The sequence below is a fragment of the Roseivivax marinus genome (assembly GCF_900109705.1).
Classification (GTDB): Bacteria; Pseudomonadota; Alphaproteobacteria; order Rhodobacterales; family Rhodobacteraceae; genus Roseivivax; species Roseivivax marinus.
This window is the reverse complement of sequence record NZ_FOAI01000010.1, coordinates 125,717-139,990: the sequence shown is the minus strand read 5'-3', so window position 1 is coordinate 139,990 and position 14,274 is coordinate 125,717. Positions and strand designations below refer to the sequence as shown.

Below are 14,274 nucleotides of genomic sequence, written 5' to 3'. Positions count from 1 at the left end.
TCGTTTCCACCACCAGCATCCCGAACACGGCTCCCGACTGTTCTCGGGAACACGTTGGACCACCGCATCAGGGGGGTCCCGTTTGGAAGCCGATCACCCCGCTACGGGGTTACTTTTCCACGCCTGTCCACATAAGAGGCGCCATTCGCAGGAGCGGCGCGCTGCTCTTGGCTCGGGATGCCGCCACAGGGGCGCGGCGACACACCGAAAACATCATTCGTGGCCACCCTCGCGAGCTTCGGGCAGCGCGCGCACGCGCAGCCTCGGACCTACGAGCGGTGTTACTGAGCCGCATTTTCACGAGCAAATTGCGGTCGGGCTCAGGGCTCTGCCCTCGCGCTCCCGGGATATTTTCTACGAGACGGAGATGATGAGGCGGGGTCGCCCGCGTGGCGTGCGAGCTCACTCGTTTCGGCGGGTGGCCATGCGCACGAGCGCGAGGACGACGACCGCGCCGATCGCGGCGACCACGGCGATCAGAAGCAGGCCACCCGCAGCGAGGATGCCGAGACCCAGGGCGGCGAGGATGAAGGGGGTCGCCACGGCGGCGACCACGCCCACCACCAGGTAAAGCGCCATGTTGCGGCCCGCGATCTTGCCGGCCAGGAATCCGGCGGCGAGGCCGACCGCGATCAGGAGAAGAAGCGCGAGCGCGCCGATTGCGTCGAGGAGACCTTCCATCGTCGTCCCTCCTTCTTGGGATTTTGTGTTCCGGTAGAAACGTCACCAGGGAGCGCCGGGTCCGCTTGGTTCGAAAGATAGATGTGCCCCGGACGCCCCTGGATGTCCCGTCCCCCCTGCCGCGTTAAACGATCATTAGCGATTCGACCGCAATTTGAACCCAATCCACAGGAATTTCGCACTCGAGGTGGCGTAGGCGCGTTGTTCCGAGACATCGAAGTATCGACACCGAGGGTGCAAGTTGCCCCTGGTTCGAGTCACTACTTCCGAAAGGCGAACTCCCGTCGCGACGTGGAGATGGTCCGGCGCGTTCACGTGCCCGGAAGCAAGACGATTTTTCTCTGCCGCGGGGCGGGGAGCAAGGGTTTTCAGATGATGAGTTCAGGATCGCAGATTGCGGCGGCACCTTCGGATTTCACCGAGTACCGGGATCGCCGGGATGCCTGCGAGCGGCGCATCAACGGGCTTTATGCGCGGTTCGGCAAACGGACCTTCGACGTCGCCTTCGCTCTCTTCCTGCTGCCGGTTCTGGTGCCGGCGATCGCCATCCTGTGGGCGCTGACACGTCTCGACGGACATGCCGGGTTCTACGGGCACACGCGGATCGGCCGGAACGGCAAGCTGTTCCGCTGCTGGAAGATTCGCACCATGGTGCCCGACGCCGATGCGCGGCTGCGCCGGATCCTCGAAACCGATCCCGGGGCCGCGGCCGAGTGGGCGCGGACACAGAAACTGGCGCTCGACCCCCGGGTCACGACGCTCGGGGCGTTCCTGCGCCGCACCAGTCTCGACGAGCTGCCGCAAATCTGGAACGTGCTGCGCGGTGACCTGAGCATCGTCGGCCCGCGCCCGGTGACCCGCGCCGAGATGCGGCGCTACGGGCCGCATCGTGTGTCCTACCTGACCCTGAAGCCCGGAATCACCGGCATCTGGCAGACCTCGGGCCGCTCGGATCTGAGCTACGCCGACCGGGTGAGGATGGATGCGAGCTACCTGGGCGCGATGTCCCTGCGCACCGACCTGACGCTGGTGGCACGGACCCTGGAGGTGGTGCGCCGGCGCAGCAACTGCTGATCGCCCGCGCCCTGCTTCACTCGCCGGTGGCCTCCGCCGCCGCGTCCACAAGCGCCGAAAGCCCTGCGCCCGCCCCCTCGAACGACACACGAAATACTAGCGGCTCGGCCTGCAGGCCGGGGCGATACGCAGCCAGCACGCCGTCCGGTGCGGCCTCGAGCTCGGCCACGTCTTCGGGGGTGAGTGCGATCATGGCCTCGCAAAGGTTCTGCGCGCAGACCTGCCAGGTGAACTCGTGCTGCTCGGCGCCCTCCTCGCCTCGCATGACGAAGCCAGACGGCAGGTGCGCGCCGGTCGGCACGCGCGCGATCAGGGTCATGCCACCCTCGGACGGCGCCTCGCCCTCGACAGGCGAGCCCGGCGCGGGGAGCGCCACGAGATCGGTGAGGAAGGCGTTGTCCGACCGCCGGAGCACGCGCTGCCCCAGCGCGCAGGCCGTTCGGTTGGGGCCCAGCGCCTCGCAGTTCACCCGCCACGCCCCGAACGGCTGACCATTGGAGATCTCCGAGTCGACGGCGATCTCGGGGGCGGCGACGACGCTGGTGCCGGTCTCGTCCGAGGGGCCCGCGCCGTCCGTCGCGTCGGCCTCCTGCGCGGGTGCGCGGAGTGGCCCCGCCAGAAGCGCGAGCACCGTGACTGCCACGAGGCCGACCCCGGCCGTGATGCGGTGATGTCGTGTCATGGATGGCCTCCGCCCGATCCGGGCCGCGCCGGGACCGGCGGGCCGCGTTCCGGGCCGATGGGGCGGGCTTATCCTCTTGCTGTCAAGGGTCGGGCTGGGCAAGATGCGGTCGGGAGGCGCCCCGGGCGGCGGGCGACCGCTTGTTCGCGCGCCGATCGGCGAAGGGCCGCGCCGCGAAACGCTGGGTTCAGGAGGGGTGCCCGACATGACCGACGGTCGCGATCTGCCGCCGGGCTCGGCCGGTTACCCGCCCGGGGCACCTCGGGCGACCCGCGCCTCGGCTTCGGGCTCGAACGTCACACGGCCGGCCACCACGGGCGATGTCACCGTCACCACCGCCTTCGCTCCGCGCCGTGTCGCGGAGACCACACGTCCCCCGGTGTCCGCCCTGCGCTACGAGACGCCCTCAGCGCTCTACGCCGAACTGCCGCAGGTCGCGCAGCTGACCCAGCATCGGCCGCGTCCGGACGAAGAGTCATTGGCCTATCTCGACCGCCTCCGCGCCAGCGACACCCCGGAAGAGGCCCTGACCTTCGCCGCCTTCGCCGCGCTGCCCAAGATGGCGATCTGGTGGGGCTACGAATGCGTTCGGACCGGCGGGTGCGCGCTCGGTCAGGAAGAGCGCGCACTGATGGATCTGGTCGCCGCGTGGACCGTACGGTCCGACGCCGAAACACGATTCCGGGTCATGCGGGAAGGACTTTATGCGCCGATGCGCACGCCGCCCGTGTTTCTCGCGCTTGCGGTGGGCTGGTCCGGTGGCCCGATCGCGCCCAACGATCCCGCACCCGTGCCCCCGTGGCGCACGCCCCGCGCGGTCAATACGGCGGTCCTCTCTTGCCTCGCGCAGGCCGGCCTGTCGGAGCGGCAAACCCGCCTCGCGCGCTTCACCGAGCAGGCGGTCGCCCTGTTCCGCACCGCCTGAGAGAACCGGATGCTGGACCACGCGGCCGATACCGGGCACCCTGTGCCACGATGAAGCTGACGCTGCGCATCGAGAACCACGACACGCTCGCCACGGGCGGGCCGACCTCGATCACGCTCGACGGCAAGGGCGCAACGGTCGGCCGAAGGTCGGGCATGGACTGGGTCCTGCCGGACCCGGCGCGGCACATATCGGGCCATCACTTCGACATTGCCTACCGCGACGGGACCTACTGGCTGACGGACGTTTCCACGAACGGCACCTACCTCGCCGGGCAGCGCCACCGGATTTCGGGGCCGCACCGTCTGACGGACGGGGACCGGCTGACCGTGGGGCGCTACGTGATCGTCGCGCGCATCGGAGAGGTGGCGCCCGCCCGGTCGGCCGCGGAGGTCGGCCCGACACCCTGGCCCGACAGCGGCGCTGGGACGCCGTGGCCGCTTGGACCGGGCACGCGGGACCCGGGACTGGCGCGGCCCGGCACGGGCGGCGGCGGCGGCCGCGACGACCCGTGGTGGGACACGGCGTCCGACAAGCCTTCGGGCCGGGCGCGCAGCGCCTTCGCGCTCGGCCTGCCGCGCGAGGATGGCGAGGGTGAGATCGCGCATCGCACTCCCGAAAGCGCCAGCCGGTCGCCGGACGACAGCACCGCCCCCGAGGCTCTGCCGCCCCTCGTGATGCCTGGACGCGCGCCCGGCGCGACGCCGTCAGGCCCGGACGTGACGCCGCCCGCCGAGCCCTCTCCCCTCTCCGTGCCGCGCGACCCCGGTCCGCGTCCGCCACGTGCGACACGGACGGAATCTGCAGACGCCCCCGGTCGGGCTGGCCCGCTTTCCGGCCACGAGGCCGTCCTCAGAGCGTTCTGCGAAGGAGCCGGCCTCGAACCGGGCGCGCTGTCCGGCACCGACGCCGAGACGCTGGCCCGCGACCTCGGCCGCGCGATCCGTGCCACGACCGAGGACACCATGGAGATGCTGCGCGACCGCGCCCGGCAGAAGCTCTTCACCCGCGGTGGTGAGCGCACGATGCTGAGCGCCACCGGCAACAATCCAATGAAGTTCCTGCCCGACGCGGACCGCGCCATCGAGGCGATGTTCGTGACCCCCCGCGACGGGTTCATGCGCGGCCCCGAAAGCTTCGAGACTGCGATGGCCGACCTGCGCCAGCACCAGCTCGCCGTGTTCGCCGCGCTCGAGCCCGCCCTCGACGACCTGCTCGACGGCCTTGCGCCCGACCAGGTCGAAGACGCGCTCGCCGCCGGAACGCTGCTCGGGGGATCGCGCAAGGCGCGGGCGTGGGACGCCTATGTCAGTCGATGGGAGGAAAAGGCGCGCGGGTCGGAGACCGGCATGTTGAGCGCCTTCCTCAAGGCGTTCGCGCGGGTCTATGGACAGGTCACGGCCGCCAAAGACGGCGCGCAAGCCGATCCGGAAGGCGCCAGTGCTGAGGACGGGGCGGATACGACGGACGCCGACCGGGACTGATCGCGGGACCAAAAGCCGGTTCGGGCAGATCCGGACGCCACCCGCCAAGGCCATGCTCATGAAGGCACGCCCTACCGGAAAACGCCGGTCCCCAGTGCATTGGGATTGATCCGCCGCTGCGGTTGCGGCGTGGGCTGGGGTGTCGGCGCGGGCGCGGTGCGGCGCACCGGGGCTGCCTGCCGTTGCGGGGCCGGCGCCGCCCGCGCGGGGGCCGGTGTGGACTGACGAGCCGGCGCCGGGGTCACACTTGGCCGGGCCTGTGCGGGCGCCGCCACCAGTTCGGGGCAGGTCACGTCGTCGTTCCGCAGCACCGCACGGAACAGCTCAGGCGTGGGCGCGAGGCCCGGCGCCTCGACCCCGTCGAGTTGCTCGAAATATCGTGTGACCGAGGTGCGCGATCCGGCGCCCCACTGCCCGTCGATCCCCGCCGTATAGCACCCCATCCGCGCCAACTCGGTCTGAAGCGCGACGACCAGCCCGTCTTCTGGCGGATCGAACGCGCCACTGTCGACCAGGCTGTCGAACAGGACAGGGTCGCTGTCGCGGAGGGCGCGGCGCCCGTCGAGATCGTCGAAACGGACGTCGGATGCGATCACCTCGGGCACCGCGAGGTCCAGCGTTTCGAAAGCCTCGGGTGTCTCGATCCGGCCGACGATGATCGACGGTTCGGGCAGACCCGCGTCCTGTGGCAGCGCCGCAAGCAAGGCACCGGGAAGCGCGGCGCCGTCACCGACTCGCGCCACCGCGTTCTCCGCGATCACGGAGGCATCGGGCAGTGCGACCGCTGCGTCAGAGGGCCCGACGGGCGTCACGGTCACCGCATCGTCGGTCACAACCGAGACCTCACCGGCCCCTGCAACCACCGGAAACGGCGACACGCCGAAAAGCGACAGCGAAGGCGCGCCCGTGGCGGCGGTCCAGAGCCCGTCCGCCCAATCGGACCCGCCAGCCGCGCCCGCGCGCGCCAGCGCCGACGTCAGCCGCGCGTCGCCGTCAGCGCAGACCGCCCCCGGCGCCACGCTCGCAATGGCGGTGAGCGTCATCCCCTCGGGCACCTTCGGCTCGGCCCACGCCGCGCGCATGCCCGGCGCGGGACAATTCTCGTGCAGAAGCACCACCTCCGGCGCTCCGCGCTCGGCCATCCTGTCCAGCACCGCACCCAGCGGCACCTCTCCATCAGCCAGCCTGAGCACGAGCATGTCCTCGACTGTGCGCGTGGGGCCGGCAAGGTAAAGGACGACGCCCTCCGCCACCGGTATATCGCCGAGGGCGCCCGACAACTCGGCGCGCGTCGGCGCCTCCAGCGTAACCAGGGCGCGGGGGTCCGACTGCGACAACGCCATGCGGGCGGTTGCGACGTCGTCGGCCGCTGCGTCCGAGCCGCGTTCGCCGGTGCCGATCACCAACGCCGCCCACTCGGCGGCGCCGGCCGCGCCGGGCAGCGCAAGCCAGGTCAGGGCGAGAAACGCGGCGCGGATCATTCGGATCGCTCGCTTCGGTCGACGGTTACGGTGCACCGACGCAGTATAGGGACAAGCGCAGCCCCGCTCCAGCCTTCTACGATGGCGGCGAAGGGCCGTCCTGGCCGGCATCATGGCACCCACGCCCGACTGCCTATCCGAAGCCCGATTCGCGGGCCGGGACGCAGAAATGTGACGACCGGCCGAGCGCGCCGGACACCATTGTCCCGCATTGCTCATCAATACACCCATCACGTGTGAAATTGGGCACGCTTCCCTCTATCGGAGAAGGCGGATCGTGTCCCCGACATGGATTTGAAAGGGCGCCGTGCTACCGTCAATGCCATGGTTCGGTCTCTTTTATCCTCGTCGCTCTGCGCTGTCCTCGGCCTAGCCTGCGCCGCTGAACTTTTTGCGGGCAGCGAGGCCGGATACGCGGCGGTCGATGCGACCGGCGCCGAGCGACACGAGGCGCAACCGGCCGTCAGGGGGCAGGATCGTCCCGACCCGCGCGAACAGAGCCGACGGGAGGCGGAGAGGGCAACGCGGACAGCACGCGATCCCTCCACGCGGGTTTCGGCCAGCCGCAAGGCGCAGCCACCACGTCCGGCGCCGACGAAGCCCCAGGTTCCGAACTACCTCCTCGGGGTCTTCCGCTGACGTTCGGGATATCGCCGGCCGATGCACGCCGTGCGCGCGAGGCGGGGCGATCGAATGCCGGTCGCTGCCTGCGCGGTTGACTTGCCCTGCCCTTTTCCCGCCAAATGCGACTCGTCGTGCCAGCTCGCATAACGGGGACAGAATGTGTCTTAAATCCTTTCGTTTCACGCTGTTCGCCGTGCTTCTGGGGGCGTTGCACCCATTGCACGCCGCGGCGCAGGAGGCTGACGTTCCCGGCGATGGCGGCACCTTCGAGGTCGAGCTGAACGCCGCCGAACAGTTGGAGAACGGCAGCTGCCGCCTGACTTACGTGATCACCAACGGCTCGGACGTCGCGCTCGATCAGACCACGTACGAGATCGTCTTCTTCGACACCGAGGGGATCGTCTCGCAGTTCCTGACCATGGATTTCGGCGGACTGAGCCCGGGCCGGACCCAGATCCGACGTTTCGTCTTCCCCGAGACGCCCTGCGGGTCGATCTCTCGCATTCTCGTGAACGACGTTGTCGCCTGCACCCGAGCCGGGGGCGGCGCGTCCGACCTATGCCTCGACGGCCTCGTGACGCGGTCGCGCACGCCGATCCAGTTCGGTCTCTGACCCGTCCCGCGCGACGCGCGGCCACCCTACAGGAGCCCCCGGATGTTCGCGGCGATCCGCATCGACGTTCTCGACCCCGCCACCCTCGCGGTCTTCGTGGCGCTGACCGTGCTTTCGGTGATCGCGGTGGCCGTCGCCGTGTTCAAGACGATCCAGTTCTCGCGCCTCGGCGTGGGCAGCGGCGGCAGCGCCGACCGGGTGCTCGACGCGTGGCTCGCGGGCCGCTCCGAGGAGGCGCTGCAATTGGTGGCCGACCGCCGGTCGGTCCTCGCCCGCATCCTGCAGGCAGTATTCTCGGGGCTGCGCGCGCGACCCGGCCAGCCCGACTTCGCCGAGGAGCTCGGCCGCCAGACCGCGCTGATCGAACTCGACGCCATGTCCCGGAGGATGCGCCTGCTCGAGATCGTCGTGCAGGCGGCGCCGATGCTGGGGCTTCTCGGCACGGTGATCGGCATGATCGACGCCTTCTCGGTGCTGGCGATGTCCGACGGCGCGGTGGACCCGGCACAACTTGCCGGCGGGATCTGGGTGGCACTGACCACCACGGCACTGGGTCTCGCGGTGGCGCTTGTCGCATTCTTCCTGGCCAGCTGGTTCGAAAGCCGCATCGACCGCGAGCGCGCGATGATCGAGGCGGCGATCTCGGTGGCGATCCACGGCCGGGTGGACACCTCGGCCACGCCGGTCTGATCCCGTGGCCCGGACCGGTCGGCTCGAGCTGCCGGTGCGCCGGCCGCGCTACCGCTTCGCGCTGACCCCGCTGGCGGACGCGATGTTCCAGCTGCTGATCTTCTTCATGCTGTCGTCGAACCTGACACCCTACGCGCTGCTGCCGGTTCAGAGCGCGCCCGGTGCGCCCGAGGTCACGCAGCCCGGTACAGCTGGCGGCGGCGGAGAGGCCGAGACGCCCGCACGTCCACAGGCCCCCACCGCGCTCTGGACGCTGGAGGCCGGCGCGGTGCGCGTGGGCGGTCAACGCTTCGGTTTCGACGCCCTGCCTGCGCTGGCCGAGGCGCTCGGCGCCGACGGCACGCCCGCCGACGTCGTGGTGCTCGTGCGGCCCGGAGCCACGGTTCAGGACATCGCGACGGTGCTCGAATCCCTGCAGGCGGCCGAGGTCGGTTCCGTGCAGGTCGCCTCGGGGCGGCTCTGATGCGCAGCCTGCTCCCGCCCCGCCGCGAGAAGGTCCAGCTCGACGTGTCGCTGGCGATCGTCAACATCGTGCTGCTGCTGATCCTGTTCTTCCTCGCCACCGGGTCGCTCCTGAATTCGCCCGGTGTCGGCGTGGACCTCGCGCAGAGCGCGGCGCTGCCGCTCGACACGCTGCCGCAGCCGCTTCTGGCGGTCGAGCCGTCCGGCGGGCTGACCCTGGATGGCGTGGCGATCTCGCGCGACGAACTTGGCGCGGCGCTCGGGACCGAAACCCGGTTGAACGTGCTGATCGACCGCGGCGCCCCCGCTCTGGAGTTGATCGAGCTGCTGTCCGAACCAGAGCTGAACGCCCTGGACATCCGCCTCGTCACCATCCGGTCCGGAGCGGGGCCATGAGCCTGCTTGCCGCGCCCGACGCCGGGATTGGCACCTGGGCCGTCTCCGCCGGCACCTCTGTGCTCGCGCACGTGGGAATCGTGCTGGCGGTGCTCGGTCTCTACTCTGCCCCCGTGCCCCTGCCGGACGAGCGCGCGGCGCCCCGCACCGTCATCACGCTGGAGCGCTTCGACAGCGACGTCCTCGCCGGGGTCGACCTGCGCGAAGGTGTGGCCGGTGGAGAGCCCGACGCGCCCCCTGCCGCCATCGAGCAGGGCGAGAGCCCCGAGCAAGCCATGGAAGCCCCGCCGTCGGAAAGCGCGCAGGCCGATGTCGGACCGGCGCGCGCCGCCGGCGCGGATGACGTCGAACCGCCCGCCGCAATGGAGGCTCCGCCCGAGATCGAGGCGCGGCCCACGACGCCCGGACGTCAATCGCCTGCCGCTGCGGAGGCCCCCGCCGACGCGGCCCCCCCCATCATAATGGACCGCTCCGAGCTGGTCACCGACGAGACGCTGGCACCCGTGTCCCCCGCGCCGTCGGCGACCGCCCCAGAAGCCGAGGCGCCTGTTACAGATGCGCAACCGGATCGGACCGCCCCGCCCGAAGCAGCGCGCCTCGATCCCGGGCCCCTTCTCGGAGACGGCGCGACGGCCGCGGCGCCGGCTGCACCGGGTGGGAGCGAGGTCCTGCCGGTCGGCCCGTCCGAGGCGCCGTCTCCGGCCGGGCCGACCACGGCGCCCGAGGCAGTTGGACCCACGCTTGCCGCACCTGCCATCGAACCCGGTCCCGACACACGCGCCTCCGCACCCGGAAGTGCCCCCGTGGCTCCCGACGCCGCACGCGAAAGCCCGGAGGACCGCCGCACGGCCCGTGCCGGTGCCACTCCGGTGCCGTCGCCGTTTTCGGACCGCCCGAACGCCGGCGCACAAGCCACATTTCCCCGCGCCCGCCCCGAGACGCCCTCGCGGCAGGATCTCGCGCTCGGCGACCTGATCTCCCGCATCCGGTCCACGCCCGCCGATCCGTGCCTCGCCGCGCTGCCGCGCCGGGACGGGCCCGACGGCGTGGGCCTTGCGCTGGTGGCGGCCGAGGACGCCGCAATGAGCACGTTCGCGGACGCCCTTCTGACCGCCGACGACGCCGTGCGTCAGAGCCGGACGCTGGTCGATCCGCGCCAGTGCCCCGCACTCGGCTACGTGCGCGAGAATCAGGACTACCCGGCGAGCCGCCTGGGCCTGTCGCTCGACCGCGACGTGGTGCAAAGCGGTGCCTCGATCCGCGGACAGGTGCGCGGCGCGCGGGGGCGCTACCTGACGCTTCTGCTGATCGACACCAATGGGGTGGTGCAGGACCTTCAGCGGTTCGTGGCGTTCTCGGGCGACGTAGCGCGGTTCGAGGTCCCGGTCACGCGCGTCGGCGCGCAGCGCGACACAAGACAGATGCTGTTGGCGCTGGCGTCGAGCTCGCCGCTCACGACGATCCGCGACCGTGCCGGACAGCGCGCCCGCGAGGTTTTTGCCGGCCTCACGGGCGAAGAGGCGCGCGGTACGCTGATGGCGGTCGCCACCTTCGACGTCCGCTGAGCGAACGCCGCGGCAGGGCGCGAGCGAGTGTTTTGACTTGGCCGCAGACCGTGGGACCGCAGGAGCCAGCGACATCGGGCAATTTGGAAGGGAATACTGCCCGGAGCCCGTGACCATCCCGGGCCAAGGAGGGGCCAACCTGTTGCTTGCGGTACGCCGTTGATCCCGTGAATGCATCGGGCAGCAGGTGGTGAGGCACGACGCTGCGATCAAACTGCCCGAGTAGCGAGAGCCGGGGCCCGGCCGGCTACGCCGGCGTCCGTCCTGCTATTCGCCACCGTCTGACGTCTCGTCCGTGCCCCCGGGCGGCAGCAACAGGACGTGCCCGAGATCCGCGCCGACCTCGCCCGGGCCCGACGTGATCTCGTCGAGGATGCGCGCGAAGAGAACCTCGGCCCGCGTGCCGTCCTGTGCCGCGGCCGCGGCAGCCAGCGGCGTCTCCGTCGCCACGGCCACCACGAGCTGCGGAGCGGCCTCCGCGTTTTCCGACAGGTTCAGCCCGAAGCTCAGGGACCGCGCGCCGCCCACCGGCTCGGACAGGCGTCCGGTGAGGTTGTAGACCCCGCCCGCGGCAGACACGAGCGCCACCCATACAGACCGCCCGTCCGGCACGTCCACCTGGGCGGTAACGGCCCCTCCGCTTGCCACCTGCTCGGCGTCCAGCGCCAGCCGCACCGTGTCGCCGCCGCGGCCCTGCACCGATCCCGCGAAGTCGAGGACCGGGCATTGCGCCTCCGTGACGTTGCGGGCGAGGATCTCCGGCGCCGCGCCGAAGCGCTCCTCGTAGGCGCCGGACAGTCCGGAGAACGCCTGCGTTCTCCCCGGTCCCGCGTACCCCGCGATCAGGCCGGTGTTCGCGCCGGCGGCGATCCGTGTCGCGAGGGTGCAGTCGCCGCCGTCCCACGTGGCGAGAAACCCCTCGCGCGTGGTCGTATCCGGCGCGCCAAGGCCCGCCGCGCCGTCGCCATCCCCTGCGGCCTCCTGGCCAGCGCCCGGGGGCGCGGCACCTTCCTCGAAAAGACCGGTCGACCAGGCAAACCATCCCGCTCCGCCAAGCACGACCAGAGAGAGGATGGCGAGCGCATAGCGCGGACCGCCGCGTCGCGGCTCCGCCAGCGTCGGCGCGCCCTCCGCCCCCGCCAGCGGGATCGGCACCGGGGAGATCGCCCGCGGTCCCTGCGGTCCGCGCGTCGTCGTCGGCGTGGCGAGCGGCGCTTCCCAAGGTGGCCGGGTCTCGGCTTGCGTGACACCGCCGCCGTAGCGCGTCGGCACGCTGTCCGGCGCGTCGATCATCCGCTCCACCTCGGCCATCGAGGCAGGACGGTCCCCGGGTGCGGGCTCGAGCATGTAGGACAGAAGCGGCCGCAGAGCGCCGGGGATCGACCCGAGATCCGGGATCGTGCGCCGCGATTCCACCGCGTCGACCACCGACGATCCCATGTCGAGCGGCCGGCCCAACACCGCCGCGCACAGCATGAGGGCCAACCCGTAAATGTCCGTCCAAGGCCCGATCGCGCCGCGGTGGTGGCCAAGCTGTTCGGGTGCCACGTACTTGAACTTGCCCGCGAACTGCCCGCGCATGGTGCCCTCGGTGACCACGTTCGACTTCGCGATGCCGAAGTCGATCAGGACCGCGTCGGCCACCGACCCGCCCGGCAGCATCACGTTGTCGGGCGACAGGTCACGGTGGATCACGTCACGCTCGTGCGCCTTGGACAGCCCGCGGGCAAGCCGGCGCAAAAGGGCGCGGGCCGCGTTGGTCGAAATCGGGCCATGCGCCTTGAGGTGGTCCGACAGCGTCACGCCGTCGACGAACTCCATTACCAGGAAGTAGCGGTCGAGCGCGTGGTCGTGGACGTAGTTGTAGTAGCGCACGATGGCGTCATCGGCGAGCTGACGCAGGGTGCGCGCCTCGCGCTTGAACAGCAGGCCCGCCTTCTCGTCCTCGGCAAGCTCGGGCAGGATCGCCTTGAGCGCCACCGGGTCGCCGGTGCCGATCTCGATGCCACGAAAGACCTCGCCCATGCCGCCGGCCTTCACGACCTCGACGATCTCGTAGTTGTTGTTGACGAGCGTGCCGACCGCGATCGGCGCGGCGCCCGCCCCGCCCGCACGGGGGCGCGGTATCGCCGGGGGCGGTCCGACGGCGGTGGCCTCCTCGTCTTCGGCCCCCGCCTCAAGCGGCGCGCGGCGGGTGTCGTCCACGGAAGGAGCGGCGCCGGCCGCAGGGTCGGACCCGTGCGTGCCGGTGTCCGAGGCCGGAGGCGCCCCGTCCGAGGGCAGAAGCTCCGCGTATCGCGTGCCGTCCCGCGCCGGCCCCTCGGGAGCGGCTGGCGCCCCTACGATGCGGGGATCGTATCGCGTCCCCTCGTAGTCGTCCGGTCGGTCCGGATCGGCATAGCCCGACCCCGCCAGGACGCGGGTCGTGTCGTCCTCTGCGCCGCTGACGCCGGATGACGGGTCCGACAGGGGTCGCGCGTCGTCCGAACCTTCCGCGTCGCCCCCCGGAGGCGGAAGCGGCGCGAACCGCGTGCCCTCCTGCTCTTCCTCCGGGTTTTCCGCGTCGGTGCCGCGCGTCGCCCTTTCGGCAGATGCCCTTTCGTCCGGTGTCGTCGCGAGGTTCGCGCGCCCCTCGTCGCGGGGCGTCGCGCGGTCAGAGGCACCGCCGTCCCGCGTCGCCGGCCCCGGACGCGGGCCGAGCCGGGTGCGGTCGTTATCCTGTCCGTCCTTGCCGCCGGTCATTGCAACTCGTCCATCTCGCCGGCGTAGACCCGATCGAGGTCGCCCTCGGGCGCCGGGCCGCAGCGCATCACCACCACGGTCACGTTGTCCCGCGCCCCGCGTGCGAGCGTCTCGCGGACCAGCGCATCGCAGATCGCCTGCGGTGGCAGGGCCTCGCCGAGGAGGTTCGCGATCTCGTGATCCTCGAGATGCTCGGTCAGCCCGTCCGAGCACAGGAGGAACGTGTCTCCTTCCCGGGCCTGCCCCTCGACGGTGTCGCATTCCGGCGTGTCGGTCACACCGATCGCGCGCGTGATGACGTTCTTTCGCGGCCAGTGGCGCGCCTCTTCCTCGGTGATCGTGCCGGCGTCGAGCAGCGCGCGAACCTCGGTGTGGTCCCGCGTGATCTGCGTCAGCCGCCCGGCACGAAAGAGATAGGCCCGGCTGTCCCCGGACCAGATGCAGGCATAGTCGCGGCCATGCACCAGCAGCGACACCACGGTCGAGCCGATCGTTCCCCGCCCCAGCAGGTTGGCGTGTTCGAGGATCACGAGGTTCGCGTGGCTCAGCCGCTCGAGGAAGCGCGCGCGCAGGTCGTCCGAGCTGCCGGGGCGCCCGATCGACACGAGTTCTCGGACGATTGTCTGGCTGGCGAAGTCGCCGGCCGCGTGCCCGCCCATACCGTCGGCCACCAGCCAGAGCCCGCTTTCGGGGCTCGACAGGAAACCGTCCTCGTTCACCTCTCGGCGCAGACCGACATCCGAGGCCTGTCCGGTCTCGAAGGATAGAAAGTCGTTGTACGTCATCCTGCGCCTCCCCCGGTGCGCCGAAGCCGCGGCGCCCGGGCCGGGATCGCGGCTTGCGCAAGGCCGGCCG

General features: G+C 71.1%; 13 protein-coding genes. 8 read left to right on the top strand and 5 right to left on the bottom strand.

Annotation, left to right across the window (positions count from 1 at the left end; translation table 11 throughout):
• Window positions 1-402 precede the first annotated feature (402 nt).
• Entirely contained in the window at window positions 403-681 is a 279-nt protein-coding gene (locus BMX29_RS13675) for a GlsB/YeaQ/YmgE family stress response membrane protein (protein ID WP_092813716.1), read from the bottom strand.
• Between the two features lie 375 nt (window positions 682-1,056).
• Here BMX29_RS13675 and BMX29_RS13670 point away from each other — a divergent pair, with 375 nt between their 5' ends.
• Window positions 1,057-1,755 carry a sugar transferase gene (locus BMX29_RS13670; protein ID WP_092813739.1) on the top strand — a complete coding sequence of 233 codons (699 nt, stop codon included), beginning with the start codon at window positions 1,057-1,059 and terminating at the stop codon, window positions 1,753-1,755.
• A gap of 16 nt (window positions 1,756-1,771) precedes the next feature.
• On the opposite strand, the gene BMX29_RS13665 is transcribed toward BMX29_RS13670, so the two are convergent.
• Window positions 1,772-2,437 (bottom strand): invasion associated locus B family protein, encoded by a 666-nt coding sequence (locus tag BMX29_RS13665; protein WP_139197011.1) that lies wholly within the window; start codon window positions 2,435-2,437, stop codon window positions 1,772-1,774.
• A gap of 205 nt (window positions 2,438-2,642) precedes the next feature.
• Between BMX29_RS13665 and BMX29_RS13660 the strand changes: the two genes are divergently transcribed.
• Both BMX29_RS13660 and tagH read left to right on the top strand, forming a co-directional pair.
• Window positions 2,643-3,362 (top strand): DUF6931 family protein, encoded by a 720-nt coding sequence (locus BMX29_RS13660; protein ID WP_244889238.1) that lies wholly within the window; start codon window positions 2,643-2,645, stop codon window positions 3,360-3,362.
• Between the two features lie 50 nt (window positions 3,363-3,412).
• Window positions 3,413-4,846 carry a type VI secretion system-associated FHA domain protein TagH gene (tagH, locus tag BMX29_RS13655; protein WP_092813710.1) on the top strand — a complete coding sequence of 478 codons (1,434 nt, stop codon included), beginning with the start codon at window positions 3,413-3,415 and terminating at the stop codon, window positions 4,844-4,846.
• A 71-nt stretch (window positions 4,847-4,917) separates the two neighbouring features.
• On the opposite strand, the gene BMX29_RS13650 is transcribed toward tagH, so the two are convergent.
• Complete coding sequence (locus BMX29_RS13650) at window positions 4,918-6,327, bottom strand: hypothetical protein (protein ID WP_092813707.1); 1,410 nt, start codon at window positions 6,325-6,327, stop codon at window positions 4,918-4,920.
• A 781-nt stretch (window positions 6,328-7,108) separates the two neighbouring features.
• Here BMX29_RS13650 and BMX29_RS13645 point away from each other — a divergent pair.
• Genes BMX29_RS13645 through BMX29_RS19260 form a run of 5 tightly spaced genes read left to right on the top strand, consistent with a single transcriptional unit; the run spans window position 7,109 to window position 10,677 of the window.
• On the top strand, window positions 7,109-7,564 hold the full coding sequence (locus BMX29_RS13645; RefSeq protein ID WP_092813706.1) for a hypothetical protein: 456 nt from the start codon (window positions 7,109-7,111) through the stop codon (window positions 7,562-7,564).
• A 42-nt stretch (window positions 7,565-7,606) separates the two neighbouring features.
• Entirely contained in the window at window positions 7,607-8,254 is a 648-nt protein-coding gene (locus BMX29_RS13640; protein ID WP_043844358.1) for a MotA/TolQ/ExbB proton channel family protein, read from the top strand.
• A 4-nt stretch (window positions 8,255-8,258) separates the two neighbouring features.
• Entirely contained in the window at window positions 8,259-8,717 is a 459-nt protein-coding gene (locus tag BMX29_RS13635; protein WP_092813703.1) for an ExbD/TolR family protein, read from the top strand.
• The gene (locus BMX29_RS13630) at window positions 8,717-9,112 is read left to right on the top strand and encodes a hypothetical protein (protein WP_051487681.1); all 396 of its coding nucleotides are present in this window, start codon (window positions 8,717-8,719) and stop codon (window positions 9,110-9,112) included. The genes BMX29_RS13635 and BMX29_RS13630 overlap by 1 nt, the downstream gene beginning before the upstream one ends.
• The gene (locus tag BMX29_RS19260) at window positions 9,109-10,677 is read left to right on the top strand and encodes a hypothetical protein (RefSeq protein ID WP_092813700.1); all 1,569 of its coding nucleotides are present in this window, start codon (window positions 9,109-9,111) and stop codon (window positions 10,675-10,677) included. The genes BMX29_RS13630 and BMX29_RS19260 overlap by 4 nt, the downstream gene beginning before the upstream one ends.
• 267 nt (window positions 10,678-10,944) lie before the next feature.
• On the opposite strand, the gene BMX29_RS13620 is transcribed toward BMX29_RS19260, so the two are convergent.
• Together BMX29_RS13620 and BMX29_RS13615 are read right to left on the bottom strand one after the other, a co-directional pair.
• Entirely contained in the window at window positions 10,945-13,419 is a 2,475-nt protein-coding gene (locus tag BMX29_RS13620; RefSeq protein WP_092813697.1) for a serine/threonine protein kinase, read from the bottom strand.
• On the bottom strand, window positions 13,416-14,204 hold the full coding sequence (locus BMX29_RS13615; protein ID WP_092813694.1) for a PP2C family protein-serine/threonine phosphatase: 789 nt from the start codon (window positions 14,202-14,204) through the stop codon (window positions 13,416-13,418). Before BMX29_RS13615 ends, BMX29_RS13620 begins: the two co-directional genes overlap by 4 nt.
• Window positions 14,205-14,274 lie beyond the last annotated feature (70 nt).

Excerpts from the sequence above, each read along its gene's own strand:
- BMX29_RS13675 (WP_092813716.1), bottom strand. The coding sequence starts at position 681 with ATGGAAGGTCTCCTCGACGCAATCGGCGCGCTCGCGCTTCTTCTCCTG.
- BMX29_RS13670 (WP_092813739.1), top strand. The coding sequence starts at position 1,057 with ATGAGTTCAGGATCGCAGATTGCGGCGGCACCTTCGGATTTCACCGAG.
- BMX29_RS13665 (WP_139197011.1), bottom strand. The coding sequence starts at position 2,437 with ATGACACGACATCACCGCATCACGGCCGGGGTCGGCCTCGTGGCAGTC.
- BMX29_RS13660 (WP_244889238.1), top strand. The coding sequence starts at position 2,643 with ATGACCGACGGTCGCGATCTGCCGCCGGGCTCGGCCGGTTACCCGCCC.
- tagH (WP_092813710.1), top strand. The coding sequence starts at position 3,413 with ATGAAGCTGACGCTGCGCATCGAGAACCACGACACGCTCGCCACGGGC.
- BMX29_RS13650 (WP_092813707.1), bottom strand. The coding sequence starts at position 6,327 with ATGATCCGCGCCGCGTTTCTCGCCCTGACCTGGCTTGCGCTGCCCGGC.
- BMX29_RS13645 (WP_092813706.1), top strand. The coding sequence starts at position 7,109 with ATGTGTCTTAAATCCTTTCGTTTCACGCTGTTCGCCGTGCTTCTGGGG.
- BMX29_RS13640 (WP_043844358.1), top strand. The coding sequence starts at position 7,607 with ATGTTCGCGGCGATCCGCATCGACGTTCTCGACCCCGCCACCCTCGCG.
- BMX29_RS13630 (WP_051487681.1), top strand. The coding sequence starts at position 8,717 with ATGCGCAGCCTGCTCCCGCCCCGCCGCGAGAAGGTCCAGCTCGACGTG.
- BMX29_RS19260 (WP_092813700.1), top strand. The coding sequence starts at position 9,109 with ATGAGCCTGCTTGCCGCGCCCGACGCCGGGATTGGCACCTGGGCCGTC.
- BMX29_RS13620 (WP_092813697.1), bottom strand. The coding sequence starts at position 13,419 with ATGACCGGCGGCAAGGACGGACAGGATAACGACCGCACCCGGCTCGGC.
- BMX29_RS13615 (WP_092813694.1), bottom strand. The coding sequence starts at position 14,204 with ATGACGTACAACGACTTTCTATCCTTCGAGACCGGACAGGCCTCGGAT.